The sequence below is a fragment of the Pseudomonas sp. LjRoot277 genome (genome assembly GCF_964253845.1).
Lineage (GTDB): Bacteria > Pseudomonadota > Gammaproteobacteria > Pseudomonadales > Pseudomonadaceae > Aquipseudomonas.
In genome coordinates this window covers 1,610,685-1,636,681 of the sequence record NZ_CAXURI020000001.1, presented here as the reverse complement: position 1 = coordinate 1,636,681, position 25,997 = coordinate 1,610,685, and the positions used below count along the sequence as shown (strand labels likewise).

Below are 25,997 nucleotides of genomic sequence, written 5' to 3'. Positions count from 1 at the left end.
CGGCCCCCTTTCCCCCTCTCCCCCGTGGGGAGAGGGCTGGGGTGAGGGGTGGCCCTACCTGACACCATTCCCCCCACAAATGCAGCAGTTATTTCCCGGTGGTGCCATTAGAATGCCTGCCACCGGGTCACTGCCAACGGAATCGTCATGCCGCTTCGCTCGCCGCTGTATTCGCAACGTTCGTTGGTCCTCACGCTGATCGCGTTGCTGGGAGCAGGCTTTCTCGCCACATCCTTCCTCAGTTACTACGCCTCGCGAGCGTCGATACGCGACAGCATCATCAACACCGAACTGCCGCTGACGTCGGACACGGTCTACTCGGAAATCCAGAAAGACCTCGTCAGACCGATCCTGATTTCCTCGATGATGTCCCGCGACACCTTCATGCGTGACTGGGTGGTAAACGGCGAGCAAGATCCCGAAAAAATGACCCGCTACCTCAACGAGGTCATGACCCACTACGGCGCCTACACCGCATTTTTCGTCTCCAACACCAGCCTCACCTACTACCACGCCAAAGGCGTACTCAAACAGGTCAAAGTCACTGAACCCCGCGATGCGTGGTATTTCCGCGTACGAGACATGGCCGATCCCTACGAGATCAATGTCGACCCGGACCTTGCCAACAAGGACAACCTGACCTTCTTCATCAACTACAAGGTCTACGACTACAACAACCGTTTCATCGGCGCCGCGGGTGTCGGTCTGACGGTCGATGCGGTGATCAAGCTGATCGACAAATACCAGCAGCGCTACCAGCGCAGCGTGTACTTCGTCGACAACTTCGGACGCCTGGTGCTCACCGGGGCCGAGGGCGGCCCGCAAGGCGCGAAGATAGGGCAGAGTCTCGGCGAACTCGACAGTATGAAAAGTCTCGTCAGTCAGCTGCCCAAGCCCCACAGCGGCAGCTACGAATATTCCGTCCGGGGCCAGGGACATTTCCTCAATGTGCGTTTCATTCCGGAGCTGAACTGGTACTTGTTCGTCGACAAACGCGAAGACGGCGCCCTCAGTGAAATCCGCCAGTCGCTGTACCTCAACCTGTTGATCTGCCTGATCGTCACGCTGATTGTGCTAGCCCTGCTCAACCGGGTGATCAAGCGCTATCAGGGCAAGATCCAGGCCCAGGCGATCCTCGACAGCCTGACTGAGTTGCCGAACCGCCGCGGTTTCGATCTGTTGGCGGCGCAAGCCATGCACGAAGCCCAGCGCGAGCCCAAACCGCTGACCGCATTGCTGCTGGATCTGGACCACTTCAAGACCTTGAACGACACCTACGGTCACCTTGCCGGCGATCAGGTGCTGATCGGCTTTGCACGGGATCTGGAGAGTTGCCTGCGACACTCCGACATCGTCTGTCGTTGGGGCGGGGAGGAATTTATCGTGCTACTCAAGGACACTGACGGTGAGACCGGTCTGATGGTCGCCGAGAAAATTCGTCAGCATGTCGAGCAACAGCGTTATGCCTACAACGATAAGGCCTTGCAGCTGACCGTGAGCATCGGCCTGACCACCCTGCAGACCGATGACACCTTGCACACGCTGCTCTCGAGGGCTGATCATGCGATGTACCGGGCCAAGCAAGCCGGCCGTAACCGCTCCTGCGTGGAAATGCCTCACTCCAGTTATGAATAACCCTACATGAATAAGCCAGATTTCTGCCCAGCCTGCGGCGCCTCCAACGACTGCACTCTGGCCGACCCGCGAACTGCCGATCGGGCCTGCTGGTGCTACGGCGTCAGCATCGACCCGGCGGTACTCGAAGCGCTGCCGCCCGAACTGCGCGACAAATCCTGTTTGTGCCCACGCTGCGCGCAAGTCGAGGCGCAGCTGTAAGCAACCGCACAACCGATCACGTAAGATACGCGCCCCTTCCCTACCGATCCCTCGTCATGCGCATTGACCGTTTCCTCAGCAACCTGCCGCGCTTCAACCGTAAGCAGGTGCGTCTGTTGTTGGTGGAAAAGCGCGTCAGGATCGACGGAAAAATCGTCAGCGACCCTCACGCCGACGTACTGGAATTCAGCCGCGTGGAAGTCGGCGATGAGCTGCTGCAAGTCGGCAAGCCTGCACGCTACTTCATGCTGCACAAACCGTCTGGCTGCGTCAGTGCCACCCGCGATCCGCAACACCCGACCGTGCTCGACCTGATCCATGAGCCGGACAAGGAGGACCTGCACATCGCCGGGCGCCTGGACTTCAACACCACCGGCCTGATGCTGATCACCAATGATGGCAGCTGGTCGCGACGCCTGACCCAGCCGCAAACCAAACTGCCCAAGGTCTACTACGTCGAGACCGAGCAAGAGATTGGCCCGGAATACGCATTGAAATTCACCGAAGGCCTGTACTTTGCCTTCGAAGACCTCACCACCCAACCCGCCGAGCTGGCCGTACTCGGCCCAACGTCCGCACGACTGAGCATCGTCGAGGGCCGTTATCATCAGGTGAAGCGGATGTTCGGCCATTTCGACAACAAGGTGCTGCGCCTGCACCGCGAAAGCATGGGCCCGCTGGTGCTTGACAGTGCCCTGAAACCGGGCGAGTACCGCGCACTACGCACCGAAGAGATTCAATTGATCTAAGCAGGCGACCGCTCAGCAGAAGTTGTCGAACAATTTGCCAAAGATACTTGCGCGATGACGTGACCCCTGCTTGAATCAGGACGTCGGCCGAAATGTGACCGATGAGTCACAACATACTTCTAAGAAACTTTTTGCCGGTAGAGAACCCTCAGGTTCCGCCTTCCCCCGGCAGACTGCCCGCCAATAACAATACCCGTCGACCGGACTGCAATGGATCGACATGGGCCTCTCAAATTCCAGGCGTATGCCTACCTGTCACAAAGCTCGTGCAATCTGATTTGCACGCATACCCGCTTGCCAGGAGTCTTATGACATGAGGCCAGAAATCGCTGTGCTGGATATACAGGGTCAGTATCGGGTTTACACGGAGTTCTATCGCGCAGACGCCGCCGAGAAGACCATTATTTTGGTCAACGGCTCGATGGCCACGACTGCGTCGTTTGCACAAACCGTGAAAAACCTTCACCCGCAGTTCAATGTGGTTTGCTACGACCAGCCCTACGCGGGCAAGTCGAAAGCCCACAACCTGCATGAGAAATTGCTGACCAAGGAAATCGAAGGGCAGATCCTCCTGGAGCTGATCGACCACTTCGCCGCCGAACACGTGCTGTCGTTTTCCTGGGGTGGCGCCGCGACCCTGGTCGCCCTGGCCCACCAGCCGCGACGCATCGAAAAAGCCGTGATCAGTTCGTTCTCCCCGGAGATCAACGCGCACATGCTCGACTACCTCGAGCGCGGCATCGATTACCTCGGCAGCCGGGACGGTGACCGGGTCGGCAACCTGGTGAACAGCACCATCGGCAAACACCTGCCGACACTGTTCAAGCGCTTCAATTATCGGCACGTCAGTTCCCTGGCCGAGCATGAATACGGGCAGATGCACTTCCACATCAGCGATCTGCTGCAGAGTGATCGCCAGTGCTTCTTCAAAGCCGCGGAGAAAGTCAACGTGCCGGTGCTGTTCATGAACGGCGAATGGGACGAGTACACCGCTGCCGACGGCGCTCAACTGTTCGCCAACCATGTGCAACACGCTACGTTCACCACCCTGCAGGCCACCGGCCACTTTCTCGACATGGAACACAAAGCTGCTTGCCGAGATAGCCGTAACGCATTGCTGGGCTTCTTGAAACCTTCGCAACACGAAAGTCGACCGCGTTATCACTACGTCCAGGACCAACATGCATTGGCCATCTGAAACAGCGTCATCGCGAGCAGGCTTCGCCCTACAGTGTTGAATGCATTCCTGTAGGGACGAGGCTTGCCCGCGATAGACCGTCATGCGGTCTCTGCTTTGTTTCAGTTGCGCTAAAGCCATCCCGCGCAAAGAAAAACTTCATTTCCACGCCCACATCTGGTACAAAGTCAGCCGCTCTGAGCGGGTGTCGTATAATGGCATTACTCCAGCTTCCCAAGCTGATAACGAGGGTTCGATTCCCTTCACCCGCTCCAATCGAATTTGGTCTCACGTCAGGATGGTTTTGACGGGAGACGCAGGAACACAAAAACCGGTCCGTTGTGGCCGGTTTTTTTGTGCCCGGAATTTGGGGTGCCGGGGAACCTGCCGGGAGCATCAGGCGGCATGCTTCCCGTCCCCATGCCTGAATGATATGCAGTGCTATACTTTTTTATGGTTTGAATGAAGCGTACAGCGTTCCCCACGGGTACTGATACCGACTGCAAATCTCGACTGGCAGCTGCAGGACAAAGGAGGTCTACGGCAAGCACGAGATGGGAGGTGTGGCATGAATCGACACTATTACATCAGCAACAATCTCGACGATCTTGAAGCCGTTGAAAATGAGCTGGAAGCCAGCGGCATCAATTCCGAACAAATTCATGTGTTCAGTGAACACGTTGCCGATGTTGAACAACATCACCTTCACGAAGTTAACTCGTTAATGGAACAGGATGTTGTCCACTCTGGCGAAATTGGTGCAGTGATCGGTGTGCCACTCGCGGCGCTGGTTCTTGGCGGCGCCTATTGGCTGGGCTGGACCGAATCCGCAGCAGGCTGGATGCCCTTTATCTTTCTTGCCATTGTTGTATGTGGCTTCTGCATCTGGGAAGGCGGTTTTTTTGGTATCCAGGTGCCTAACACTCACTTCCGCAGTTTTAAACAGGTGGTAGCAGAGGGAAAACATATTTTCTTCGTCGATGTCGAGCCGGATCAGGAGCCGGTATTGGACGGGGTTATCGAACATCATCCAATGCTGGAGATCGCCGGTACGGGAACGGCAGCCCCCCACTGGACAGTCGCCTGGCAGCACAAATGGCATCAGTTCAAGCGAGTGATATCGGGTTAACTCCTGGAGACTGAGGCCATCCAGACGCTGCTTATTGGCCGAAGGAAATGACCCGGCTGAGGAAAACATAGTCCGCCTCGGTGGCCATCAGTCCGACGAGTACCAGCAAACATAACGGTGGCACGAGTATGGCGTAGACCATGGCCAACCGCTCCCAGGCCATGTGCATGAAGATGGAGACAATTAGACCTGCCTTCAACAACATGAAAGTAATAATCAGGGCCCAACGAAGGTAACCATGGAAGTGAAAGTAGTCGACAAGGTACGACATCGTGCTGAGGACGAATAACAGCCCCCAGATTTTAAGGTACAAGCTGATTGGATGTTGCTGACCTTGAGCATGTGCCATCACCCGTGCTCCTCTACCATAAATAGAAGAAAGCAAAAATAAACACCCACACCAAATCCACGAAGTGCCAGTAAAGCCCGGCTATCTCGACGTTCTGATAGTTTCCGGAGCGCTCATAATCTCCCCGAAATACTTTCATCGCCACAATGCTGAGGTAGATGGCGCCGATTGACACATGCAGTCCGTGGAACCCGGTAATCATGAAAAAGCTGGCACCAAATTGCGCCGCCCCCATAGGGTTCCCCCAGGGACGCACCCCTTCTGCGATGAGCTTGCTCCATTCGAATGCCTGCATGCCGACGAAGGTCACACCCAAGGCAGCAGTCGCCAGCATCAGGGCAGTGGTTTTCGCACGATCACGGCGATAGGCGAAATTGACGGCCATGGCCATGGTGCCGCTGCTACTGATCAGCACAAAGGTCATGATGGCGATCAAAATGAGTGGAATTTCTCTACCGCCGATCGTCAATGCGAACACTTCACTGGGGTTCGGCCAGGCGGTGGTGATGGTCATGCGTACCGACATGTAGCCGGTTAAAAAACAGGTGAATATAAAAGTATCGCTGAGCAGGAATATCCACATCATCGCCTTGCCCCAAGGGACCTGCTTGAAGGCCTCCTTATCCGAGGACCAGTCGCTGGCGATGCCCTGCCATCCCGGTGCAGGCGGTGAGTCTGGTGGATTGGATGAACTGGACTCGCCTGGGGCAAGTGGGTGCGATGCCATGGCTTTTCACCTCAGGCCGCAGAATCTGGCGATGGCTTCATAGGTTTGTGGCGTGCTGGTCAGCAGAGCGAATAGCACGAACCAAAGACCCAGTAAGTAATGCCAATAGATGGCACAGAGTTCGACGCTGGCGCTGAGTTGCGGCAACGGCACACGCTGCAGGAATTTAGCAACGGTTCTGCCCCAGGCAATCAATCCACCCAGCAGGTGGAGCCCGTGCACACCGGTCAACAGGTAGAAGAAGCTGTTGGCCGGGTTGCCGGCGACAAAGTAGCCCCAGGCAACAAACTGCTGCCAGACCCAGAACTGCCCTATCAGAAAGGCCATTGCAAATATGCCTCCCCACACAAAGCCGATGACCGTTGCGTCGAGCCGAGCCTTGCGAGCGGCCATGCGCGCCCACTGCAATGCAATGCAACTCAAGACCAGAAATGCCGAATTCACCCATAGCTGCCACGGATTGGCCAACGGCGCCAAGGGCTCTGTCAGGGGCTGCCAGTCGGTCATTTGTGAACGGGCGATAAAGGCGAGCAAGAAGAGAAAGAATAACGAACTCACCACGACCAGAAACAAACGCAGGCCTGTTCTTGCGATTTGGTATCGATCGGCGCCCTCGCCGGCCTCAGTACCCCGCGGATCGCGATTCCAGCTGCCGCCGGGGTCAGCGCCGTCGGCGTTTCTCAATAGCAATCGGCTCATGTTTTAACATCCGCTATCCTGGTTCCGGCACTCAGTTGCCGCATCTGCTCCAGCTCCTCGGCGGAGACCGTTTGCGCAACGAAATCCTGTTCTATCCCCGGCACACTGTAGTCATAGGCCCAGCGATGCACGACCGGCAGCTTCGCTCCCCAGTTACCGTGTATCGGCGGGGTGTTCGGCGTTTGCCATTCCAGACTGGCCGCGCCCCAGGGATTACTGCCTGCGGGTTTGCCTTTAAACGCACTCCAGGCCAGGTTAAACAGGAACAGCAGTTGGGAAACGCCGACGGCTAATGCGACCACCGTAATGAAGGCATTCAACTCTTGCGCCGACTGCGGGATGAACGCGTAGTTTTCATAGGCGTAGTAACGGCGTGGCATGCCCTGGAAACCCAGGTAGTGCATGGGGAAGAAGATGGCGTAGGTGCCCAGGAAGGTAATCCAGAAATGCAGCTTGCCCAGGGTGTCGTTCAACATGCGCCCGGTGACTTTCGGGAACCAATGATAAATGCCGCCGAACACCACCAGTACCGGTGCGACACCCATCACCATATGAAAATGAGCCACAACGAAATAGGTGTCCGAGAGCGGAATATCCACGATCACATTGCCGAGAAACAACCCGGTCAGACCGCCGACCAGGAAGGTGACGATAAAGGCCAGGGCAAACAGCATCGGTACGGTCAGATGAATGTCGCCGCGCCACAGGGTCAGCACCCAGTTGTAGACTTTCAGTGCGGTCGGCACCGCGATGATCAAGGTGGTGACGGCGAAGAAAAAGCCAAAGTACGGGTTCATTCCGCTGACATACATATGGTGCGCCCAGACCACAAAACTGAGTACGCCAATTGCAATAATGGCCCACACCATCATTCGGTAGCCGAAGATATTTTTACGCGCATGCGTGCTGATCAAATCGGAGACCAGACCAAACGCCGGGAGAGCAACGATGTAGACCTCCGGGTGGCCGAAGAACCAGAACAGGTGCTGGAATAAGATCGGGCTGCCACCCTGGTGATCGATCTGCTGCCCCAACGAGATCATCGCCGGCATAAAGAAACTAGTGCCCAACAGCTTGTCAAACAGCATCATGACCGCACTGACGAACAACGCCGGGAAGGCCAGCAAGGCCATAATTGAGGCCATGAAGATTCCCCATACGGAGAGCGGCATGCGAAACAATGTCATGCCGTGCGTGCGCGCCTGCAATACGGTGGTGACGTAGTTCAACCCGCCCATGGTGGCTGCAACAATAAAAATCGCCAGTGAGACGAGCATCAGGACGATGCCCCACTCGACCCCCGGTGTTCCCTGAGAAATGGACTGTGGCGGATAGAGCGTCCAGCCCGAACCGGTGGGGCCGCCGGGGACAAAGAAACTGGAGAGCAACACCACTACCGCCAGCAGGTAGAACCAGTAACTCAGCATGTTGACGTAGGGGAAGACCATGTCGCGGGCACCCACCATCAGCGGGATCAGATAATTGCCGAAGCCACCCAGAAACAAGGCCGTCAGCAAGTAAATGACCATGATCATGCCGTGCATGGTCATCGCCTGATAGTAAGCACTGGCGTCCATGAACTCCAAAGTGCCGGGAAAGCCTATCTGTATGCGCATCAAGCCGGACAACACCACGGCGATAACGCCCACGAATATAGCCGTCAAGGAATATTGAATGGCTATGACCTTGTGGTCCTGACTCCAGACATATTTGGTCAGGAAGCTTTTGGGTTCGTGCAGTGCTTCTGTTTCGGCTTGCTCCGCATAGGCCATCACGTCATCCTCCGGTTCGAAGTTTCGGTGCATTCCTGGCTGCTTTACGGCTACTTCCCTGGCTCCGCCTTGCTCGCATCAGTGTCGGCTTTCGCTTTGGATTGGATAAAAGCGATCAGTGCGTTCAACTCCTGATCACTCGGGGTAAAGGCCGGCATGACGGCTGCATAGCCTTTGACGATTTTGGCGCCGGGATTAAGAATCGAATCCTTTATATAACCCTCATCGGCCTTTATCGTCGAACCGTCGGCAAAGGTTACGGTCTCGCCATACAGGCCCTGCCAGCTGGGGCCGACGCCCTTGCTGCCATCGACACTGTGGCAGGCCAGACAGCCGAGCGACTCGGCCAACCGCTGCCCCTGCGTCGCCAAGTCGTCACCTCTGTCCAGTTTTTCGCTGGCAGAAGGTTCTTGCTGCGCGGCACCCAGTGATTTGATCAGGGCGACGACAGCACCCAGTTCATCTTCAGTGAGAGTATAGGCCACCATGACCGGCGGATAACCCTGTACCAGTCGGGCCTTCGGATCGAGGATCGACTCTTTCACGTAGGCCTCATCGACCAACGCACTGGTGCCATCGGCAAACTGTTCAGTGCGGCCGTACAGGCCCTTCCATCCCGGGCCGAGACTGGTACTGCCATCCTGGCTATGGCAGGCACTGCAGCCGTATTTTTCGACCAACAGGCGACCTTTTTCCAGCACGCTGCCCTGACTGGGTTTGGTAGCTGTCGTTAATGTCTGCGCAAAAGTCGGTTGGCTGTTCAGCCATTGAACGAAGGCGGCCTGGTCTTCCACGATCATATGGCCGCGCATGTTGTAATGACCTACGCCACAATACTCAGCACACAGGACTTCATACTTCCCGAGTACAGTCGGCGTAAACCAAAAATACGACACCATCCCAGGCACCATGTCCATCTTGCTGCGAATCTGCGGTATATAGAAATTGTGCAGCACATCTTTGGAGCGCAATAAAACTTTCACCGGTTGATCGAGCGGAAGGTGAACTTCATTGCTTTTTATAAGTACATCGTCCTGCCCGAGAGGATCCTTGGGATCAAGACCGAGAGGATTGACCGAATCAACAAACTTGATGTCCGACTTTCCCAACTTTCCGTCCTGACCCGCAAAACGAAATGCCCATTGCCACTGTTGGGCAACCACTTCAAGTTCATAAGCATTTTTCGGCACCCGGATGAAGTCACTGTAAACAACCAGACCTGGCGCCAACATCGCGGCAATACCTATCGAAGTCACGATAATCAACCATGTTTCCAGTTTTTTATTTTCTGGCTGATAGTGCGCCCTGGAGCCCTCCTTGTGACGATAACGCATCACGGCTACCGCCATAAATACCGTGATGGCGATGAAAAATATTCCGCTGATAATCAGGGTGATGAACAGGGTGGTGTCTATTGACCCCCAGTTGGACGCTGGCGGTGCCGCATGCCAAGGCGCTAGTATATGAAACAGCACTGATGCAATAACGATTAGGACAAGAATAATTGCCATTGCCATTTTGCTTTCATCCTATTCCTGTTACTCATCGGTATGCCTAAGCATCGCCACAGAACAACATCGTCAAATCAATACTAATCTGACGCCAAAACAGGCTAGACAAACACCACCTATCTTCGTGGCAAAGTCCGCAGGAAGTATAGTTCATGGCCGGAACAAGCGCTTTTCCTGAAAGGTCTTGTTGCCTGGATATTCCAACTTCAGCGCCAACTTGATCACTTGAAACCTATTCGCTATATATAACTGTAACTATTAAGCAACACCTCTCGCCTGAACGACATGTCGAGCAAGCGAGGCCCGGTTGCCAGCTATAATTAAAGTCTGTTTACGCAAGGCAAAGATCGGCTAAAAGCGCTCGCGAAGATCCTTGCCTATGCATAGCGGTCAGACAAGTGACGGCCAAGAGCGATAGCGTCCAGCCGTCCACAACGGAGATTTCGTCATGAGTGCCTTGACGATCGAAGGCTGGTGCAAAGTCAACGGACAACAAAAGTCGACCCCGATGGGTGAAATTCATTTTTACGTCGATGGCCCCCTCCATAAGGGTCTGGAGGACGCTGAAGAACGCCTGCAGAAGACCCATGAGCGTGAAGCCATGGTCGATGTCGACATGAGCACTCTGGAATTGATCTTGCCAGAGGGATACGGACCTTTGTCCGACTGCCAAATGCGCGTCTATATACACAACGAGCGCGGTCAGTTCCATTTGGTCGGGCATCGAGCGAGTGATGGAAGCTTGATCTATAGCAACGCGGTTTTGATAGATCAGCTGCTTGATTAGCTACGACGGGACTCTCGGCCATCAGTACGCGAAAGGGACAGACGAAAAGAGCGGGATCTGTCCCTTTTTCATTAACGCATCAACGCGTCGCAACGATAAACAACCGTGGGAACGGCAGCAGCACTGAACCATCGGCCAACGGCGGATAGGCCAGCTCGATTGCCGCTTGATACTGCTTGAGATACTGCGCCCGCTCCGCCTCATCCAGCGGATCAAGAAACGGCCGCAATCCGCTGCCCTTGAACCACTCGACCACACCAGACGCACCGCCAGCAAGCGGATGATGGTAAGTCGTGCGCCACACATCGACACGGGAACAGTGGGCTCGCAGCATCGAGTAATAACCACTGGCATCTGCCATCTCCGTCCGCTGCCCGGCGGCGCCCGCCAGTTTGCCAACCCATGGGCCATCGGCTGCAACCTCGCGCATCAAGCGATGCGAAGGTTCGTTGAGATTGTCCGGCATCTGGATCGCCAGGCTGCCACCAGGGGCCAGCTTGCTCGCCAGTGCAGGCAGCAACTTCGCGTGATCAGGTAGCCACTGCAACACCGCGTTGGCGAAAATCACATCAAACGGGCCGTTTTCATTCCAGGTATCAATATCAGCCGTATCGAATTGCACCTGCGGCAAGCGCTTGCGGGCGGCCTCGATCATATCGGTCGAACTGTCCAAGCCACGCACCGTGGCATTGGCGAAGCGCTCAACCAGCAACTCGGTCGAATTACCCGGGCCGCAACCGATGTCGATTGCCGAGCGCGCGTCCACAGCTGGGATCGCGGCCAGCAGGTCACGGGCGGGACGGGTGCGTTCATCTTCAAAAGCGACGTATTGTTTGGCGGACCAACTCATTGCGTTCTCCTGTCGGTGCGTTGTTGTAGCAAGAGGCAAAAAACCGGTTCGCTACGATACCTCGACCGGTGCGCTCTGCCCTATCCGACCTATGGCGAAAGAGGTCAGTTAACCCACGGAACCAAACGTACAAAGAGGATTTGAATGAGCATTTTTATCGAAAAATCTTCTGAAGTCATAACCAGATCGACCGTTCGTCGAACTAGAAGCCAAGCAATTTTGACAGCATGAAATTCACATCTATAGTCCAATCGCGGCCCGTCGGAAGGAACCCGAACCCGTAGTTTGCACGCAAGGAGCAAGGCCAGCTCATGCCCGTGACAGGTGGGTTCCGCCCGTAGTGTGTTCGCAACGGCCGCAAGGCAAGCAAGCGTTGTTGTGCCTGGAAGATGCCAGGCATTCACTATGAACAAGGAGCTTTACTATGTCTCGAGTCACGGATGTACTTGTTTCAATCGACACTGAAACCATTCTGAAAAACTACCCGAACATCAGCAAAAACCCTGCCGCGCCGACGTTAATCGACGTCAATCATGTGTACATGGTGACCAATCAGAACAACGTGGTCAGCGGCCAGGCCGGTGGCGAACTCAACTTGAAAGCCCAGGTAGGCGACTTGATTCGCTGGCGTGAAACCAGTCTGTCGCAGAGCTTCGAGACCGCAGTGATTTTCTACAAGTTCATTGGCAATGTCGGCAACGAATTAATCTCCACACCCACGCCCCGCAAGGCTACAGCGTGCGTTGCCGTTCCCAACACCAGCAACCCGTCGGTGCCGAGCTGCCAGAAAGTCGATAACCACTACTGGTCTTCGGAAACACTTTCGTGCGGTAGCGTGACCTACCACTTCCATTTCCTGATCGTTGATCGCGACTGCAAGATCGTAGGCTGCTGCTCGTGGGATCCGTTCATTACCATCCGTAACTGACGATGACCAGGCCCCTTGGCGACGAGGGGCCTACCGAGTTCGTTGCCGCTTCGGCCGGGACGGGATGTCTTGCTTGAACCGATGCGGCTGCCGTCTTGAATCAACATCATGAAAGGAATCCATGATGACTTCCGAACCGATCGCCTCCCCCTCGACGAGTATCGCGCCAGCCAATAACGTGCTGCTGATCGTCGATGCCGAATCGCTGCTTTTACGTTATCCGCAACCCAGTCTTGAGCCGCAAAACCCAACTGAGATTGAGGAAGGCTTCATCTTTGCCATCAGCGGCACCCACACAACACAAAGTGCAATAAGTGACAGTGTTATGACGTTTGCCGCCAGTAACGGTAAGGACTTCCATATCCGTGGCAGGACCGTCAGCTTGCTCGCCGAACACAGCGTGGTGTTCTACGAGATGTCTGTAGGTGATGCCGGTGTACTTTCACCGCCTGAACTGGTCGTCCACGCAAACCTGACAGTCCCCGCACCCGATCCCGAAAACCCGACCCAACCGGGCAACCACACGGCCGATGATCATTATTGGCACTGCACACAATTGGCGGCTGGAGTTGAGGCGTGCGAACTGAGATTCATGCTGATCAATAAAAGCTGCGAGGCATTGGGGTACTTCAGTTGGTCGGTGGACGTGACGTTGGCGGAGTGAATGTACTCCTAAAAAACCAGCCTCAAGGGCTAATGCTATTCACTTAAGGTTGGGGTACATATCCGTTTCTGCGGTGATGGCGGATTAGGGTTCCGCCCTGACGGCGGGTCACTTTCGAAAAGCGCGAAAGTAACCAAAGCGCTTCTGCCCCTTTCGTTCGGTGCCTCGCCTAGGCTCGGCATGCCCTCGCTCCGGTCCTGCTCCGTGGGCCCGCCGCCATCGGCCATCCATGGCCGGGGGCGGCTAACCCGGCATCCATGCCGGGTTGCCCACTGCGCAGAACCTCCACTCGGCCTCTCGATGGGGCGGTGAATCAAGATCAAAGGCTGCAGGCGAGCTAACGCTCGGCCTGTTGAGTGGTGAGGAGCGTGCGTGTACCCCCTCCCTCCGGTAGGAGCTGTCGAGTGAAACGAGGCTGCGATCTTTTGATCTTGCTGTGGCTTTGGCTTTGGCTTTGGCTTTGGCTTTGGCTTTGGCTTTGGCTTTGGCTTTTGATCTTGATCTGCTGCCCCTTTCCCAGAGGCCGAACGCAGGTATTGCGCAGGGGGCACCGCGGCAAGGATGCCGCGGTAGCCGCCCCCGGCCATGGATGGCCGATGGCGGCGGGCCCCCGGAGCAATGCCGGAGTGAGGGCATGCCGAGCCTAGGCGAGGCACCGAATGGAGGGGCAAAGCGTTTTGCTTCCTTTTGGGCGTCTGCAAAAGGGAGTCGCTGTAAAAGCCAGCCCTTTCAAGGTCTTTGATAAAATCCCCCAAAACTCCAGTCAGGGTGACGAAAGCGATGTGGGCAGAAGTTCTAGCGCGGTTTGAGAAAAAAACACCGGCCAGTGTCATGACAAGAGTGATACTGGAGCAGGCTGTTCCTGCCGAATGGGTCGATCAGGTGTTCGAAGAACATCGTCAGCGGCAATACCCGCGTGAGCTTCTGTTCTCAACCATCGTTGAACTGATGTCCCTTGTTTCATTGGGCTTGCGACCATCGCTACATGCTGCTGCACGGCAGATGGAGGATCTTCCCGTCAGCTTGGCGGCGCTGTATGACAAGGTCAGCCGCACAGAACCTGCGCTGCTGCGCGCCCTGGTCACCGGCAGCGCAGAGCGCTTGGCCCCGACGATAAAAGAGCTGGGGCACTCAGCCATTTTGCCGGGCTGGCAACTGCGGGTCGTCGACGGCAACCACCTGCCTTCCAGCGAAAAACGCCTGGGCGCTTTGCGCCGTGAACGGGGGGCCGCCCGGCCTGGTTTTTCAGTAGTGGTTTACGACCCCGATCTGGATCAGGTCGTCGATCTTCAGCCCTGTGAAGATGCCTATGCCAGTGAGCGCGTCAGCGTTCTGCCGTTGCTGGAAAAAGCCTGTGCGGGGCAGCTGTGGATGGCTGATCGACTCTATTGCACGCTCCCCGTCATGGACGCCTGCGAAGAGTCCGGAGCCTCGTTCATCATTCGCGAACCGAGCAAACATCCACGCCTACTTAAGGAAAGCGACTGGCAGGAGTCTGTCGCGGTCGGGGCAGGCAGCGTGCGCGAGCAAATCATCGAAGTTAAAGGTGGTCGCCAGTGGCGGCGTGTCGAACTGAATCTGCAAACCCCCACCGAATCTGGCGACACCACGCTGTTGTTCTGGAGCAACTTGCCCGACTCCATCAGTGCCGAGCAAATCGCCGATTTGTACCGCCGTCGCTGGAGCATCGAAGGGATGTTCCAGCGCCTGGAATCGGTGCTGGACAGCGAAATCGAAACCTTGGGCAACCCTAAGGCCGCCCTGCTGGGATTTGCGTCGGCCGTGTTGGCTTACAACGTCTTGGCCGTGCTCAAGCGCAGCGTTGAACAGGCTCATCGCCAGACCCTGCCCGACGATTGGGAAGCATCGATTTTCCACCTGACGGTACAGGTACGCAGCGGTTACGAGGGTATGCAAATAGCTCTGCCAGCAGAGCACTCATCCATTCCGATCCCCGCAGGAGGGCTGGCTCAGTACCTGCTTGCACTCGCTCGAAACATCCAGCCCAAAGCGGTCGTCAAGAGCAAGCGAGGTCCGAAGGTGCCCAAAACAAAGGAGTGGCTTGAAGGCAAAGCCGCGAATGCCCACGTGTCGACGGATCGGGTGCTCAAGGCCGCTAAAGTCAAAAGACCTTGAAAGGGCTGGCTGTAAAAGCGAAACCGTCAGCAGCCATCACCGCAGAAACGGATATGTACCCCAACCTTAAGTGAACAGCATTAGGCATCAAGGGCCAGTTTTTTATTGAATATGAAAATGTAATTAGAATTTCCAACACGCCGTCGCTGTCTGAAAATCAGGCGCATCCCTATAAGGATCACGGCAATGAAATTCGCAAAAATCGCTCAGAAACTTGCCCTGTGGGCAGGCAGCCCCAAGACGTTCATGGGGGCGATCATTCTGATTTTTCTGTGGGGGCTGAGTGGGCCGATTTTTCACTTCGACGACACTTGGCAGCTGATCATCAATACGTCTACCACCATCATCACCTTCCTGATGGTGTTCCTGATCCAGAACACCCAGAACCGCGACACGGACATTTTGCATTTGAAGGTCGATGAGTTGCTGCGGGTGACGAAGGAGGCGCAGAACGCGATGCTGGGGCTCGAGGCGCTGGACCTCAAGCAGTTGGAAGCGCTGAGAAAGCAGTATCGGCAACTTGGCGAGGGCGAAACGATTTCTCTGGACGGCACCGTCGTCCAGGAAAAAGGCAAGCAGGATTTGAATGAATGCTGATCGGGACATCGCGGGTGACCCGAGGTCACCCGCGTACTTCGTGGGTTAACGACTGGCTTGCAGCGCCTTGGCCATTTCCAGGTGGTTCTGCAATTTGGGCAGGGTTTCTTCGGCGAAGGCTTTGATTTCAGGCACGTCGGTGGTCTGCGCTGCCTGTTGAAGCTGTTCGATGGCTTCCTGGGTGGTTTTCACCTGATTGGCCGCGTAGGCCTGGTCGAAGCTCTCGCCGTCCTGCACTTGCGGCATCAAGGCTTTGGCTTTATCGACTACCTCTTCGCGCGGGGCGACCGGCAAATCCAGTTGCTTGGCGATTTTCGCCAGGTGCTGGTTGGCGGTGGTGCGGTCGTTGATGACGACGATGGTGTAGTCCTTGACCTCTTTGGATTCGGTTTTCTGGTGCGCCAGGCGGCTGGCTTCGATGTCGGCCATGCCTTTGGCCGATGCATCGTTGATGAATTCGGCGGGGGACTGGGCAAAGGCACTGCTGGCACACAGGCCCAGCAACGTGGCAAAACTTGCATTGCGTAATCGGGTGGCCATCCGGCTCATGGTCGCGCCCTCCTCGTAAAAAATTTAAACGGGAGCTTACGCTCCCGCCTCTCAATCAAAACTACCTTCACCGCTACTTCGATTTCTGGCCACCTTTGCGGCCCATATCGGGTTTCGCAGGGTCTTTATCGACGGTCGTAGTGGTAGTTTTCCCACCTTTGCGACCGGCTTCAGACGCCTTCGTTCGATCGTTGGCGAAGTTTCCCGAGTTCGAGTTTCTTGAATTAGGCATGATTCTCTACCTCTTGGTGATGATCGCGGCGAGCAGGAGCCCGCATAGAATCAGAATTTCGCTCACCGCAAAGGTTTAGAAAAGTTGAAATCGCCGCGACGAACGGTGGCAGATTTTTTCAGGCCCCGAAGCGCTGATGATGTTGGCGCTTGGCGGCGTACATGGCCTCATCGGCATGCCGGAACAACTGCTTTTCTTCAGTGCCGTGGTCGGGGTATCGCGCAACGCCGATGCTCGTCTGGATGATCAGGCTGTGGCCGTCCAGACGCAGGGGTTGAGCCAGCACCTGACGGATTTTTCCCGCCACGCTGTCGGCGTCTTCCGAGGCGTGGATGCTGTGCAACAACACCACAAACTCATCGCCGCCAATGCGCGCCACGGTGTCGGTTTCACGCACGCAGCCTTTGAGACGATTGGCGACCGCCTGCAACAGCATGTCGCCGACCGCATGGCCGTGGGTGTCGTTGACTTCTTTGAAACGGTCGAGGTCGACATACAGCAATGCCATACGCCCGGAATCTGCCCGTGCCAGCGTCAGTGAATCTTTAAGCCGGTCACGGAGTAACTCTCGGTTGGGCAGTTGAGTCAGTGGGTCGTACTGGGCCATGCGCTGCAGCCTGGCATGCAATTGCTTGCGCTCAATCGCTGTGGCGACCTGGGCGCAAACGTATTGCAGCAGCTCCTTGTCCTGTTCGGTGTAGCGCTCACCACCGGGCACGCTTTTAACGATCAGCGCACCGATGGTGCCGTTTTGTGAACTCAACGGCACGCCCAGCCAGCAAGGCGAATGCTGGTTTGCGACCAACGCCTCAAACCCCTCAAGTGGATTGTCCTGATCCGGTGTCAGCAGAATCGGCTGGCCGCTGCGAATCACCTCGGCGCAGAGACGTCCGGTGATCGTTCCGGGCTGCTCGGGTTGCAGCTCCAGGTCGTCCACGTGATAAGGGAAATTCAGCTGCGCACAGTGTTCGTCATACAGCGCCACGGAGAAATTCAGCGCCGGCAGCCATTCACCGATGATCAAATGGATGCGTTTGAACAACGCCAGTAAATCTTCCGCCGCGTGGGCCGCTTCGGAGATCGCATACAACGCCGCTTGCCGGGACTCGGCCTGCTTGCGCTCGGTGATGTCGCGTGCAACGGCGATGCGCAGTTGGTCGACCTCCGACCAGCGCGCCGACCAGAGGATGTGCGCCACGCGGCCATCCTTGCGCAGGTAGCGGTTTTCGAAATTGAGCTTGGGGTCGCCGCCCATGATCTCCCGCGCGGCATCGAGAGTGCGCTGACGATCGGCAGGGTGCACCAGATCGATCATCGGCTGGCCGATCAGCTCTTCGGGGGTATAACCGAAAATACGCTCGCAGGCCGCGCTGACAAATACGAAGCGACCCTGTTTGTCGACCGCACAAACGGCGTCCAGCAAGAGATCGATGAAGCTCGCCAACGGCGCGGAATTTCTGGTTGCCATAGTGCGGTGAGCGTGTCCGGACAATGCAGCAAAAAAGAACCCTCCCTGCCCCATCAATAAAACTGACGCCTCCCTGCGATCAGCCTCACGCCTTGTTCGTCACCAACCCCGGTAATGCATGCGCCAGGGCGTTGATGGCGAAACCGATAAACATCACCCCACACAATCGGGTGATCAACAGCTCATGGCGCTGGTACAAGCTGCGCACCTGCCGCGCGCCGACAATGCCAATGAGGATAGCGTAGGCCATAAGGCCACCGACGAAGCTCAGGACAATCAGCCACGGCAGCATCGACCAATGCAGCAATTCGGCACGGCTGGACAGCAGCGCCGTAAAAGTCGCTACCGCCACCGGGTAAGCCTTCGGATTGGTCAGGCCAAACAGAATGCCGTGCCAGAACGGCTGCCGGGCCGGGCCTTGTGGTGCTTCGACACTGCTGCGACGGGCGCGAACCGCGCGCAGACCGAGCCAAAACAGGTATAGCCCGCTGAGCACGCCCAGCACATCGAACGCAGTACTGCCGATTTCCCGCGCACCGACAATCGCGATCAGCGCCGTGCTGCACCAGACCACATCCCCCAGCAAATGCCCGCAGAGAAACCCCGCACCGGCCCTCCGACCTCGCGCCGCACCGATGCCGAACACCGCCAACACACCCGGCCCCGGCGTGATGCCGTAAATAAAGCCCGAGGCGAGAACAGCCATTAGCAGCGATGGGGTCATTGGAAGTCCTGTTGAGCCGGCGTGAATGCACGCAAGTCTATCTCAGGTTCCCGGAACCCGACTTACAGATCGTCGAAGAACTTCATTCCCGCATAGGGCCGCTCACGACAGGCTGCCAGCCTGGATGCCAGGTCGCCGACATGGGCTTCGAGCTTGTGCCCGTCCGGGTCGAAGAAATAGAAGGACGCGCCTTCGCTCCGGTTATCACGCCATTCCTGGACATTGGCGGATCGCAGGCGTCCGACGAACAACGGGAAATTCGATGCGCTGACAGTGAAGGCGTAATGGGTGTAGTCGACGGTAGGCTCCGAGCCAAGAAGCGGATCAGCAGACAGACAAAGCCACAAACCCGGCAGCGAAAGATAGGCGCCAGTGTCCCAAGAGGCTTCGAGGCGCAGTTGCAGCAGATCTTGATAGAACCCTACGCTGCGGTTCAGGTCGGTGACGGCGAGGGTCAGGTGGTTGAGGCCGGTGAGCATTTTTTCAGTAACCTTTGAGTTCTTCAGGCACAACGTAGTGTTTGCCATCGTAGCTCAGCGTGATCTGTGTTTTTTTCAGATCGCTGGTTTTAGAAAGGCACTCCTCGCCTGATTTGAAGTTTTTCAGCACGGTGGTGCTTGAAGTGACGATCAAGTCTGCAAATCCGTTGTGAGTCGATTTGCCGATATCGACGGTTCTGCGTATATCCTGCCCCTGACCTGTGCAGTCGCCCATCCACTCACCCGTGTTCTTGGCAACCACCAGCCCCTCCAGCACTGGACGCAGGGTATTACCCTCCCTGAGGTACAACGCAAGATCGGTTTTGGAGTAGGGCATAGAACTCGATCGGTGACCAAAGCCCGAACGCAGACCAAAGGCCCGGACATCCGACGCCAGCTTGTAGCGCGCCGTATCAATGACAAGACCTTCAAAACCGACTGCGTCGGAATTGTAAGCTTCGTTCTTGCGATAAGTGGCCAGCGTCTGGTCGTTGGTGGAATTGACGATCGACAGTTCCAGATCGAACATCCCGCCATCGTTTACGTCTTCGGAGACCGGCGTAAATGTCGATTTCGACGCAATGGCTTGGTCTTTAAAAGCCGGCCATACCTTGCAGCGAGCCAGCAAATGTCCATCGAAGGGCAGTTCTTCGCAGGCCGCTTGAGCGTGGCCAGTCATGGTTAAAACGCTGAAAGCGAGGATTGGGCCGAGCAGTCTGGTGTTGGTAGTCATCACCAAACCACACAGCGCCGAACATCCCATCAACCCGGACTTCAATGTCATTCCCTTGTTCCTTGTGTGCTTCAAAACCAGACGATTTCAGCCGCGCACTATCCCCGGCTCGGCAGGTCTGTTCAATCATTTGTTACGGCAGACGAACGGGGGTGGCCTAACCCCCTGCATGACGCTGTAGTATGTTGTATTACAAACCACTACATCGAGACCGTCATGTCCGTCATGTCTTTGCGCTTGCCAGACGAACTAGCCGATACGCTCGCCAACCTTGCCAGGGCCACGGGTCGCAGTAAGTCATTTCTCGCAGTGGATGCTCTGCGTGAATATCTCGCGAGGGAAGCCTGGCAAATTGAAGAAATTCAGAAAGCGCTGAAAGAAGCCGATGCCGGTGACTTCGCAACGCCGGAAGAAGTGAACGCAATCGCCGACAAGTGGACAGCCAATGCGCGTTGAGTGGCTGCGTACTGCATTAAAGAACCTCGATGACGAAGCCGCTTGTATAGCAATTGAGAATCCGAAAGCCGCAGCGGACTTCGTCCAAGCCATCCTTGCCAGCGTCGATCACCTTGCGCGCTTCCCGGCAACCGGCCGTGAAGGCCGTCTGCCCGGCACTCGAGAATGGGTCTTGCCAGACCGACCTTATCTAATTCCCTATCGAGTCCGCCAAGGACGCCTGCAGGTACTACGGGTTTTCCATACCAGACGTCTTCCGCCTGCCAGTTGGTAAACACTACAAAATCAGGGCACTGGATAGAACGTCATCCCTGCCTAATCCCTTCCCCAATCCGCCCATTCAACCAGTTCAACGCCTGATCCCCACCCCGCCGCTTGTGCCAAACCAACACAAACGTAAACGACGGAATGTGAAACGGCGGCGGGACCACGATCAACGACTGCTCATCGATATTGAGCAACCCTCGGGAAGCGACGGTGAGGATCAGGTCGGTGCCGCTGATGAATTCCGGGGCGACGCTCCAGTGCGGCAGGCTGATCGCCACGCGACGGCGTTCACGCAGGGCTGTCAGGGCCCGTTCGATTTCCGGGGTGCCGCTGCCGCGCATTTCCAGCAGGACGTGGGGGCGGGCGAGGTAGGTCGGCAGGTCGAGCACGCCATCGACGGGCAGGCTGTTGCGGTCTGCCAGACAGGCGTAGTGCTCTTCAAACAGCGGGGTGCTGCGCAACTCGTTCGGCAACTCTGGAAAGACGCCTGCCGCCACGTCGATGTCACCGTTGAGCACACCCTCGAGCATGCCTTCGCGGCTGGCATGGCTGATTTGCAGATCGATGCCCGGCGCTTCCCGGCGCAAGGTCCGGATCAACCTCGGCAGGACGATGGCGGCACCGTAGTCGGACATCGCCAGTCGAAACGTGCGCTTGGCGATGGCCGGATCGAAGGTATTCGGTGCCAGCAGCGATTGCACCTGAGCCAGGGCTTCGGCCAAAGGGGCCATCAACTCCAGGGCTCGCGGGGTTGGCACGAGGCCGGCGCCCGCCCGCACCAGCAAAGGATCGCCAAGCAGATCACGCAACCGCGCCAACGCATGACTGACGGCCGGCTGACTCAGGTGCAGGCGCTCGGCGGCACGGGTCACATGTTGCTCACTGAGCAAGGCGTCGAGGATCACCAGCAAATTGAGGTCGATGCGCCGAAGATCATTCATCTGATGCATGTTCTGGATAGCTATTTGGAATTTAAATCTGCGCGACGAATACTCTAGAGTCCAGCAAAACCTGTTGGAGAATCTTCATGAGTACGTTGCATTGGGCCGGGCTGTTGCTGCTGGCCGTGATAGCCGGGGCGGTGGTGCCTTTTCAAAGCGCGATCAACGCCAACCTCGGGCGCGGTTTGGGCCATCCGTTGTGGGCGACTCTCGCGTCGTTGTTGGTGAGTATTGTGGTGTTGTTGCCGGTTATGTTGGCGCTGCGTTTGCCGTTGCCATCGCTGGCGTTCATCAGCAAGGCGCCGCTGTGGATGTGGGCCGGTGGTGCGTTTGGGGTGTGCTTTATTTCGTTGGCGCTGATGTTGCTGCCCAAACTCGGGGCCTCGGGGTTTATTGCTTTGGCGCTGGCGGGACAGGTGGTGGCGTCGCTGGTGCTGGATCACTTCGGGTGGTTTGGGTTGGTGGAGCGGCAGATGACGTTGCCGCGAATGGTTGGGGCGATTTTGTTGATGGCTGGAGTGGTGTTGATTCAGTTCGATACTTCGCCGGCAAAGGCGATCATTGCGACGTCTTGAAGATCAAAAGATCGCAGGCTGCGCCAGCTCCTATAGGGATGCGTGGTCCCTGCACGAGCTGGGGTAGCCGGCGATCTTTTAAAACTTGTCGAGCGTGCGCAGCTTCTGCGGCAACCCCCACAGCAGCAGCGCGACGGCGATCAGCGCAGCAACGCCGATGACATACAGTGCCGGCGTGGTGCTGCCCGTGAGGTCTTTGATCCGCCCCACCATCACCGGGCTGACGATGCCGCCGAACTGGCCGAGGGTGTTGATCACTGCGATTCCGCCCGCAGCCCCTGCGCCAGCACCGGCCAGCAGTTTCGGCGGCAGGGTCCAGAAGCTCGGGATAGACGCGATGATCCCGGCACCGAGCAAGCCCAGCGCGACAATCAGGAAGGTCGTGTGGTTAGCGAAAATCCCTGCACAGAAGAACCCTACAGCGCCCACCGCGACCAGACCTGCGACAAACTTGCGTCGCTCGCCGGTCGAGTCGGACAACCGCCCGATCACCACCATGCTGATGGCGCCGCAGATGTAAGGGATGGCGGTTAGCAAACCGATCATCACCGGGCTTTCGGTGCCAGCGCTGCGAATCAGTTGCGGGGCCCAGAAGTTCAAGCCGTAGGACGCCACCTGAATCAGGAAGTAGATCAGCCCGAGGGTCAGGAAACCCGGAATCCGCAGCGCGGCGAGCAACGAGCCGCCGCTCTTGTGCGGTTCATGGTGAGCGATGCGGCTGGCCAGCAGCGTTTTCTCCGACGGCGTCAGCCAATGGGCGTCTTCAATACGGTCCTTGAGCAATGTCAGCACCAGCAAGCCAAGGCCGATGCAAGGCACGCCGCCCAGCAGAAACAACCAGTGCCAGCCGCGCATATCCATAAAGCCGTCGAGGTGTTGCAACACCAGCCCGGAGAACGGTGCGCCGACCAGACCGGCAAACGCCGACGACAGAAACAACATCGACGTGATGCGCCCGCGATAGTGCTGCGGGAACCACAGCGTCAGGTAATACAGCACACCCGGTGCAAAACCCGCCTCCATCGCGCCAATCACAAAGCGCAGGGCGTAGAACTGCCATTCGCTATTGACGAAGACCATGGCCGCAGTGGCGAGGCCCCAGGACATCATGATCCGGGCGATCCAGCGCCGGGCGCCGACCTTGTACAACATCATATTGCTCGGCACTTCGAAGATCACGTAACCGACCACGAACAACCCGGCGCCGAGGCCGTAAGCGGTGTCGCTCAGGCTCAGGTCGGTCTGCAGCTGGAACTTGGCGAAGCTGATGTTGATGCGGTCGAAAAACGCGAACAGGTAGCAGACCATGATCAACGGCATCAGGCGCCAGGCGACTTTGCTGACCAGGGCTTTTTCTTCGTCGTGGCTAACGGACGGGCTCGCGCCCGCCTCCAGTACATTAAGGCTCATGATGGTTCTCCAGGCGGACTGCCCGTGGGTGTCCGATTGTTTTTGTTGTCTGGTGTGGGATTACAAGGTTGTGATGGATTGCGGCGTCGGATGCAGATCGCAATTGCGTCCGGCCTTGGCCAGCTGACCGGGCACTTCGTGGCCCAGCAGCGCGGGTAACCCTCGCGACAATTGCAGCAACAGCGGCAGATCGATGCCGGTATGAATGCCGATTTCATCGCACAGGTTGACCAAATCTTCGGTGCAAATATTGCCCGAGGCGCCCGGCGCGAACGGGCAACCGCCGAGCCCGCCCAGTGCCGCGTCAAAGCGTCGGGCACCGGCCTCGTAGGCGGCCAGCACGTTGCACAAACCAAGGCCGCGAGTGTTGTGGAAATGCAGGGTCAGATCAGCCGGCGAAACTCGCTGCAAGACCCGCTGCACCAGACGATCAACCTGCCGCGGATTGGCCATGCCGGTGGTGTCGGCCAGGGTAATGCCCTGGATCCCGAGCTCCTGATAAGCCTCGACGATTTGCAGCACGCGATCCTCATCGATCCTGCCTTCAAACGGGCAACCGAAGGTGGTGGCGATGCTGGCGTTGAGTCGCACCGTCGTCCCGCGAACGAATTGCACGATCTCGCCGAACGCGGCCAATGAGGTTTCGCAACGCATGCGCATGTTGGCCAGGTTGTGGGTCTGACTCGCGGACATCACCAGGTTCAGCTCATCGGCACCGGTCGCCAGCGCCCGTTGAGCGCCTTTCAGGTTGGGGATCAATGCGACGTAAATCACCCCCGGTTGCCGGGCGATGCCCTTGAACACCAACTCACCGTCGCGCAGCGCAGGAATCGCCTTGGGCGAAACGAACGAACCTGCTTCGATGCGACTGAAACCGGCCAGCGACAGCTGATCGATCAACGCAATCTTGTCGACGGTTTCGACCCAGGTCGGCTCGATCTGCAAGCCGTCGCGGGGGGAGACTTCCTGAACAATCAGGGCCTCGGAAAAATCAGTGATCATTGCACCACCCCTGCAGCTTTCAGCCGTTCGATGTCTGACCCCGTAAGGCCCAGACTCGCGAGGATGCCGTCGGTGTGCTGGCCCAGTGCAGGTCCGGACCAGTTCACGCCTCCGGGCGTCTCGGACATTTTTGGCACAATGCCGGGCATCTTCACCGTGGCGCCGCCGGGCAGGTCGGCGTTGAGCAGCATGTCCCGCGCCTGATAGTGCGGATCGGCGACGATGTCGGCGACTGAATAGATGCGCCCGGCCGGGACTTCGGCAGCTTCCAGTGCCGACAACACATCGTCGATCGGCAGGCTGCTGGTCCAGTGAGTGATCGCCGCATCGAGCACGTTGCTCTTGGCAGCACGCCCGTCGTTATGGGCAAATTCCGGCGCATCGGCCAGATCACGGCGGCCGATGACGTCCATCAAGCGCTTGTAGATCGGGTCACTATTGCCGGCGATCACCACGTAGGCGCCATCGGCCGTGAGGTAAGTGTTGGACGGTGCAATGCCCGGCAAGGCCCCGCCGCTACGCTCACGAACATGGCCGAGCATGTCGTATTCCGGCACCAGGCTTTCCATGACGTTGAACACACTTTCAGCCAGCGACACATCGACCACTTGCCCACCGCCCTGCCCGGTCTTGACCCGCAGCAGCGACATCAAGGCACCAATCACCGCGTGCAGCGAAGCCAATGAATCGCCGAGGCTGACGCCCACCCGAGCCGGTGGTGAACCGGGGGTGCCGGTGGTGTAGCGGATTCCGCCCATGGCCTCGCCGATCGCACCGAACCCCGGGCGGTCGCGGTATGGGCCGGTCTGGCCATAACCGGAAATGCGCACCAGTGTCAGATTGGGGTTGAGGGCATGCAATACGTCCCAGCCCAAGCCGAGTTTTTCCAGGGCGCCGGGACGCAGGTTTTCGATCAGCACGTCGGCGCTGGTCGCCAGTTGCTTGACCAGTTCAATGCCTTCGGGGGATTTCAGATTCAGCGCCAGGGACTTCTTGTTTCGCGATTGCAGGTACCACCACAGCGACGTGCCTTCGTGCAGCTTGCGCCATTTGCGCAGCGGGTCGCCCTGACCCATGGCTTCGATCTTGATCACTTCGGCGCCGAACTCGGCGAGCATGCGTGCGGCAAACGGCGCGGCGATCAGCGTGCCGATCTCGATCACTTTGATTGCACTCAAGGGGGCAGTCATCGCGGGATACCTCATGTTGTTCTTGGAATATGAGCCAAGGCTAGAGGACCACGGGTGAAG

At 57.3% G+C, this 25,997-nt stretch carries 29 protein-coding genes and 1 tRNA gene; 14 read left to right on the top strand and 16 right to left on the bottom strand.

Annotated features, from left to right (window positions below; genetic code table 11):
* The first annotated feature begins 147 nt into the window (after positions 1-147).
* The 6 genes from ACSQ87_RS07800 (at position 148) to ACSQ87_RS07775 (ending at position 4,891) form a co-directional block, all read left to right on the top strand.
* Positions 148-1,635 carry a sensor domain-containing diguanylate cyclase gene (locus ACSQ87_RS07800; RefSeq protein ID WP_223432984.1) on the top strand — a complete coding sequence of 496 codons (1,488 nt, stop codon included), beginning with the start codon at positions 148-150 and terminating at the stop codon, positions 1,633-1,635.
* A 6-nt stretch (positions 1,636-1,641) separates the two neighbouring features.
* On the top strand, positions 1,642-1,836 hold the full coding sequence (locus ACSQ87_RS07795; protein WP_008153014.1) for a cysteine-rich CWC family protein: 195 nt from the start codon (positions 1,642-1,644) through the stop codon (positions 1,834-1,836).
* A 56-nt stretch (positions 1,837-1,892) separates the two neighbouring features.
* The gene (locus ACSQ87_RS07790; protein ID WP_223432983.1) at positions 1,893-2,585 is read left to right on the top strand and encodes a pseudouridine synthase; all 693 of its coding nucleotides are present in this window, start codon (positions 1,893-1,895) and stop codon (positions 2,583-2,585) included.
* A gap of 313 nt (positions 2,586-2,898) precedes the next feature.
* Positions 2,899-3,783 carry an alpha/beta fold hydrolase gene (locus ACSQ87_RS07785; RefSeq protein ID WP_008153011.1) on the top strand — a complete coding sequence of 295 codons (885 nt, stop codon included), beginning with the start codon at positions 2,899-2,901 and terminating at the stop codon, positions 3,781-3,783.
* A 180-nt stretch (positions 3,784-3,963) separates the two neighbouring features.
* Positions 3,964-4,037 (top strand) — tRNA-Gly (locus ACSQ87_RS07780).
* Between the two features lie 293 nt (positions 4,038-4,330).
* Positions 4,331-4,891, top strand: a complete 561-nt coding sequence (locus tag ACSQ87_RS07775; RefSeq protein WP_223432982.1) for a magnesium transporter — start codon at positions 4,331-4,333, stop codon at positions 4,889-4,891.
* 31 nt (positions 4,892-4,922) lie between these two features.
* Here ACSQ87_RS07775 and ACSQ87_RS07770 read toward each other — a convergent pair whose 3' ends face one another.
* From ACSQ87_RS07770 to ACSQ87_RS07750, 5 genes are read right to left on the bottom strand one after another with little or no spacing between them, the layout of a single operon-like run.
* Entirely contained in the window at positions 4,923-5,240 is a 318-nt protein-coding gene (locus ACSQ87_RS07770) for a cytochrome C oxidase subunit IV family protein (RefSeq protein WP_033061398.1), read from the bottom strand.
* 13 nt (positions 5,241-5,253) lie between these two features.
* On the bottom strand, positions 5,254-5,967 hold the full coding sequence (locus tag ACSQ87_RS07765) for a heme-copper oxidase subunit III family protein (protein ID WP_150654950.1): 714 nt from the start codon (positions 5,965-5,967) through the stop codon (positions 5,254-5,256).
* Between the two features lie 6 nt (positions 5,968-5,973).
* A complete protein-coding gene (locus tag ACSQ87_RS07760; RefSeq protein ID WP_150654949.1) occupies positions 5,974-6,666 on the bottom strand; it encodes a cytochrome c oxidase subunit 3 in 693 nt (230 codons plus the stop codon).
* Entirely contained in the window at positions 6,663-8,438 is a 1,776-nt protein-coding gene (gene ctaD, locus ACSQ87_RS07755; RefSeq protein WP_223433005.1) for a cytochrome c oxidase subunit I, read from the bottom strand. The genes ACSQ87_RS07760 and ctaD overlap by 4 nt, the downstream gene beginning before the upstream one ends.
* A gap of 50 nt (positions 8,439-8,488) precedes the next feature.
* Entirely contained in the window at positions 8,489-9,955 is a 1,467-nt protein-coding gene (locus ACSQ87_RS07750) for a cytochrome c oxidase subunit II (protein WP_223432981.1), read from the bottom strand.
* A 442-nt stretch (positions 9,956-10,397) separates the two neighbouring features.
* Here ACSQ87_RS07750 and ACSQ87_RS07745 point away from each other — a divergent pair, with 442 nt between their 5' ends.
* Positions 10,398-10,736, top strand: coding sequence for a hypothetical protein (locus tag ACSQ87_RS07745; protein ID WP_095127961.1), 339 nt, complete (start codon positions 10,398-10,400; stop codon positions 10,734-10,736).
* A 79-nt stretch (positions 10,737-10,815) separates the two neighbouring features.
* Here the strand turns inward: ACSQ87_RS07745 and tam are convergent, their stop codons facing one another.
* Entirely contained in the window at positions 10,816-11,586 is a 771-nt protein-coding gene (gene tam, locus ACSQ87_RS07740; protein WP_223432980.1) for a trans-aconitate 2-methyltransferase, read from the bottom strand.
* A 424-nt stretch (positions 11,587-12,010) separates the two neighbouring features.
* Between tam and ACSQ87_RS07735 the strand changes: the two genes are divergently transcribed.
* The 4 genes from ACSQ87_RS07735 (at position 12,011) to ACSQ87_RS07720 (ending at position 15,911) form a co-directional block, all read left to right on the top strand.
* Positions 12,011-12,514 carry an inclusion body family protein gene (locus tag ACSQ87_RS07735; protein WP_150654945.1) on the top strand — a complete coding sequence of 168 codons (504 nt, stop codon included), beginning with the start codon at positions 12,011-12,013 and terminating at the stop codon, positions 12,512-12,514.
* A gap of 124 nt (positions 12,515-12,638) precedes the next feature.
* A complete protein-coding gene (locus ACSQ87_RS07730) occupies positions 12,639-13,178 on the top strand; it encodes an AidA/PixA family protein (protein ID WP_223432979.1) in 540 nt (179 codons plus the stop codon).
* 831 nt (positions 13,179-14,009) lie between these two features.
* Positions 14,010-15,314 carry an IS4 family transposase gene (locus tag ACSQ87_RS07725; protein WP_436273568.1) on the top strand — a complete coding sequence of 435 codons (1,305 nt, stop codon included), beginning with the start codon at positions 14,010-14,012 and terminating at the stop codon, positions 15,312-15,314.
* Between the two features lie 186 nt (positions 15,315-15,500).
* Positions 15,501-15,911, top strand: a complete 411-nt coding sequence (locus ACSQ87_RS07720; protein ID WP_223433534.1) for a low affinity iron permease family protein — start codon at positions 15,501-15,503, stop codon at positions 15,909-15,911.
* 45 nt (positions 15,912-15,956) lie between these two features.
* Here ACSQ87_RS07720 and ACSQ87_RS07715 read toward each other — a convergent pair whose 3' ends face one another.
* The 6 genes from ACSQ87_RS07715 to ACSQ87_RS07690 form a co-directional block, all read right to left on the bottom strand.
* The gene (locus ACSQ87_RS07715; RefSeq protein WP_223433533.1) at positions 15,957-16,460 is read right to left on the bottom strand and encodes a DUF4142 domain-containing protein; all 504 of its coding nucleotides are present in this window, start codon (positions 16,458-16,460) and stop codon (positions 15,957-15,959) included.
* A 73-nt stretch (positions 16,461-16,533) separates the two neighbouring features.
* Positions 16,534-16,692 carry a KGG domain-containing protein gene (locus ACSQ87_RS07710; RefSeq protein WP_010462447.1) on the bottom strand — a complete coding sequence of 53 codons (159 nt, stop codon included), beginning with the start codon at positions 16,690-16,692 and terminating at the stop codon, positions 16,534-16,536.
* Positions 16,693-16,810: 118 nt separating this feature from the next.
* Positions 16,811-18,160 carry a sensor domain-containing protein gene (locus tag ACSQ87_RS07705; protein WP_223433532.1) on the bottom strand — a complete coding sequence of 450 codons (1,350 nt, stop codon included), beginning with the start codon at positions 18,158-18,160 and terminating at the stop codon, positions 16,811-16,813.
* Positions 18,161-18,245: 85 nt separating this feature from the next.
* The gene (locus ACSQ87_RS07700; RefSeq protein WP_033061380.1) at positions 18,246-18,884 is read right to left on the bottom strand and encodes a LysE family translocator; all 639 of its coding nucleotides are present in this window, start codon (positions 18,882-18,884) and stop codon (positions 18,246-18,248) included.
* Positions 18,885-18,946: 62 nt separating this feature from the next.
* Positions 18,947-19,363: a fosfomycin resistance glutathione transferase gene (fos, locus tag ACSQ87_RS07695; protein ID WP_223433531.1), complete on the bottom strand. Its 417-nt coding sequence runs from the start codon at positions 19,361-19,363 to the stop codon at positions 18,947-18,949.
* 4 nt (positions 19,364-19,367) lie between these two features.
* Positions 19,368-20,147 (bottom strand): hypothetical protein, encoded by a 780-nt coding sequence (locus ACSQ87_RS07690; protein ID WP_317851635.1) that lies wholly within the window; start codon positions 20,145-20,147, stop codon positions 19,368-19,370.
* A gap of 165 nt (positions 20,148-20,312) precedes the next feature.
* On the opposite strand from ACSQ87_RS07690, the gene ACSQ87_RS07685 reads away from it, so the two are divergent.
* Entirely contained in the window at positions 20,313-20,552 is a 240-nt protein-coding gene (locus ACSQ87_RS07685) for a CopG family ribbon-helix-helix protein (protein WP_223433530.1), read from the top strand.
* Positions 20,542-20,826, top strand: a complete 285-nt coding sequence (locus ACSQ87_RS07680) for a type II toxin-antitoxin system RelE/ParE family toxin (RefSeq protein ID WP_223433529.1) — start codon at positions 20,542-20,544, stop codon at positions 20,824-20,826. Before ACSQ87_RS07685 ends, ACSQ87_RS07680 begins: the two co-directional genes overlap by 11 nt.
* Before the next feature lie 31 nt (positions 20,827-20,857).
* Here ACSQ87_RS07680 and ACSQ87_RS07675 read toward each other — a convergent pair whose 3' ends face one another.
* Positions 20,858-21,769 carry a LysR family transcriptional regulator gene (locus tag ACSQ87_RS07675; protein ID WP_223433528.1) on the bottom strand — a complete coding sequence of 304 codons (912 nt, stop codon included), beginning with the start codon at positions 21,767-21,769 and terminating at the stop codon, positions 20,858-20,860.
* Between the two features lie 77 nt (positions 21,770-21,846).
* Here ACSQ87_RS07675 and ACSQ87_RS07670 point away from each other — a divergent pair, with 77 nt between their 5' ends.
* Positions 21,847-22,335: a DMT family transporter gene (locus ACSQ87_RS07670; protein WP_223433527.1), complete on the top strand. Its 489-nt coding sequence runs from the start codon at positions 21,847-21,849 to the stop codon at positions 22,333-22,335.
* 78 nt (positions 22,336-22,413) lie between these two features.
* Here the strand turns inward: ACSQ87_RS07670 and ACSQ87_RS07665 are convergent, their stop codons facing one another.
* The 3 genes from ACSQ87_RS07665 to ACSQ87_RS07655 are packed head-to-tail and all read right to left on the bottom strand — an operon-like array spanning position 22,414 to position 25,937.
* The gene (locus ACSQ87_RS07665) at positions 22,414-23,745 is read right to left on the bottom strand and encodes an MFS transporter (protein WP_033061371.1); all 1,332 of its coding nucleotides are present in this window, start codon (positions 23,743-23,745) and stop codon (positions 22,414-22,416) included.
* 60 nt (positions 23,746-23,805) lie between these two features.
* A complete protein-coding gene (locus ACSQ87_RS07660; RefSeq protein WP_223433526.1) occupies positions 23,806-24,747 on the bottom strand; it encodes a hydroxymethylglutaryl-CoA lyase in 942 nt (313 codons plus the stop codon).
* A complete protein-coding gene (locus ACSQ87_RS07655) occupies positions 24,744-25,937 on the bottom strand; it encodes a CaiB/BaiF CoA transferase family protein (protein ID WP_223433525.1) in 1,194 nt (397 codons plus the stop codon). The genes ACSQ87_RS07660 and ACSQ87_RS07655 overlap by 4 nt, the downstream gene beginning before the upstream one ends.
* Positions 25,938-25,997 lie beyond the last annotated feature (60 nt).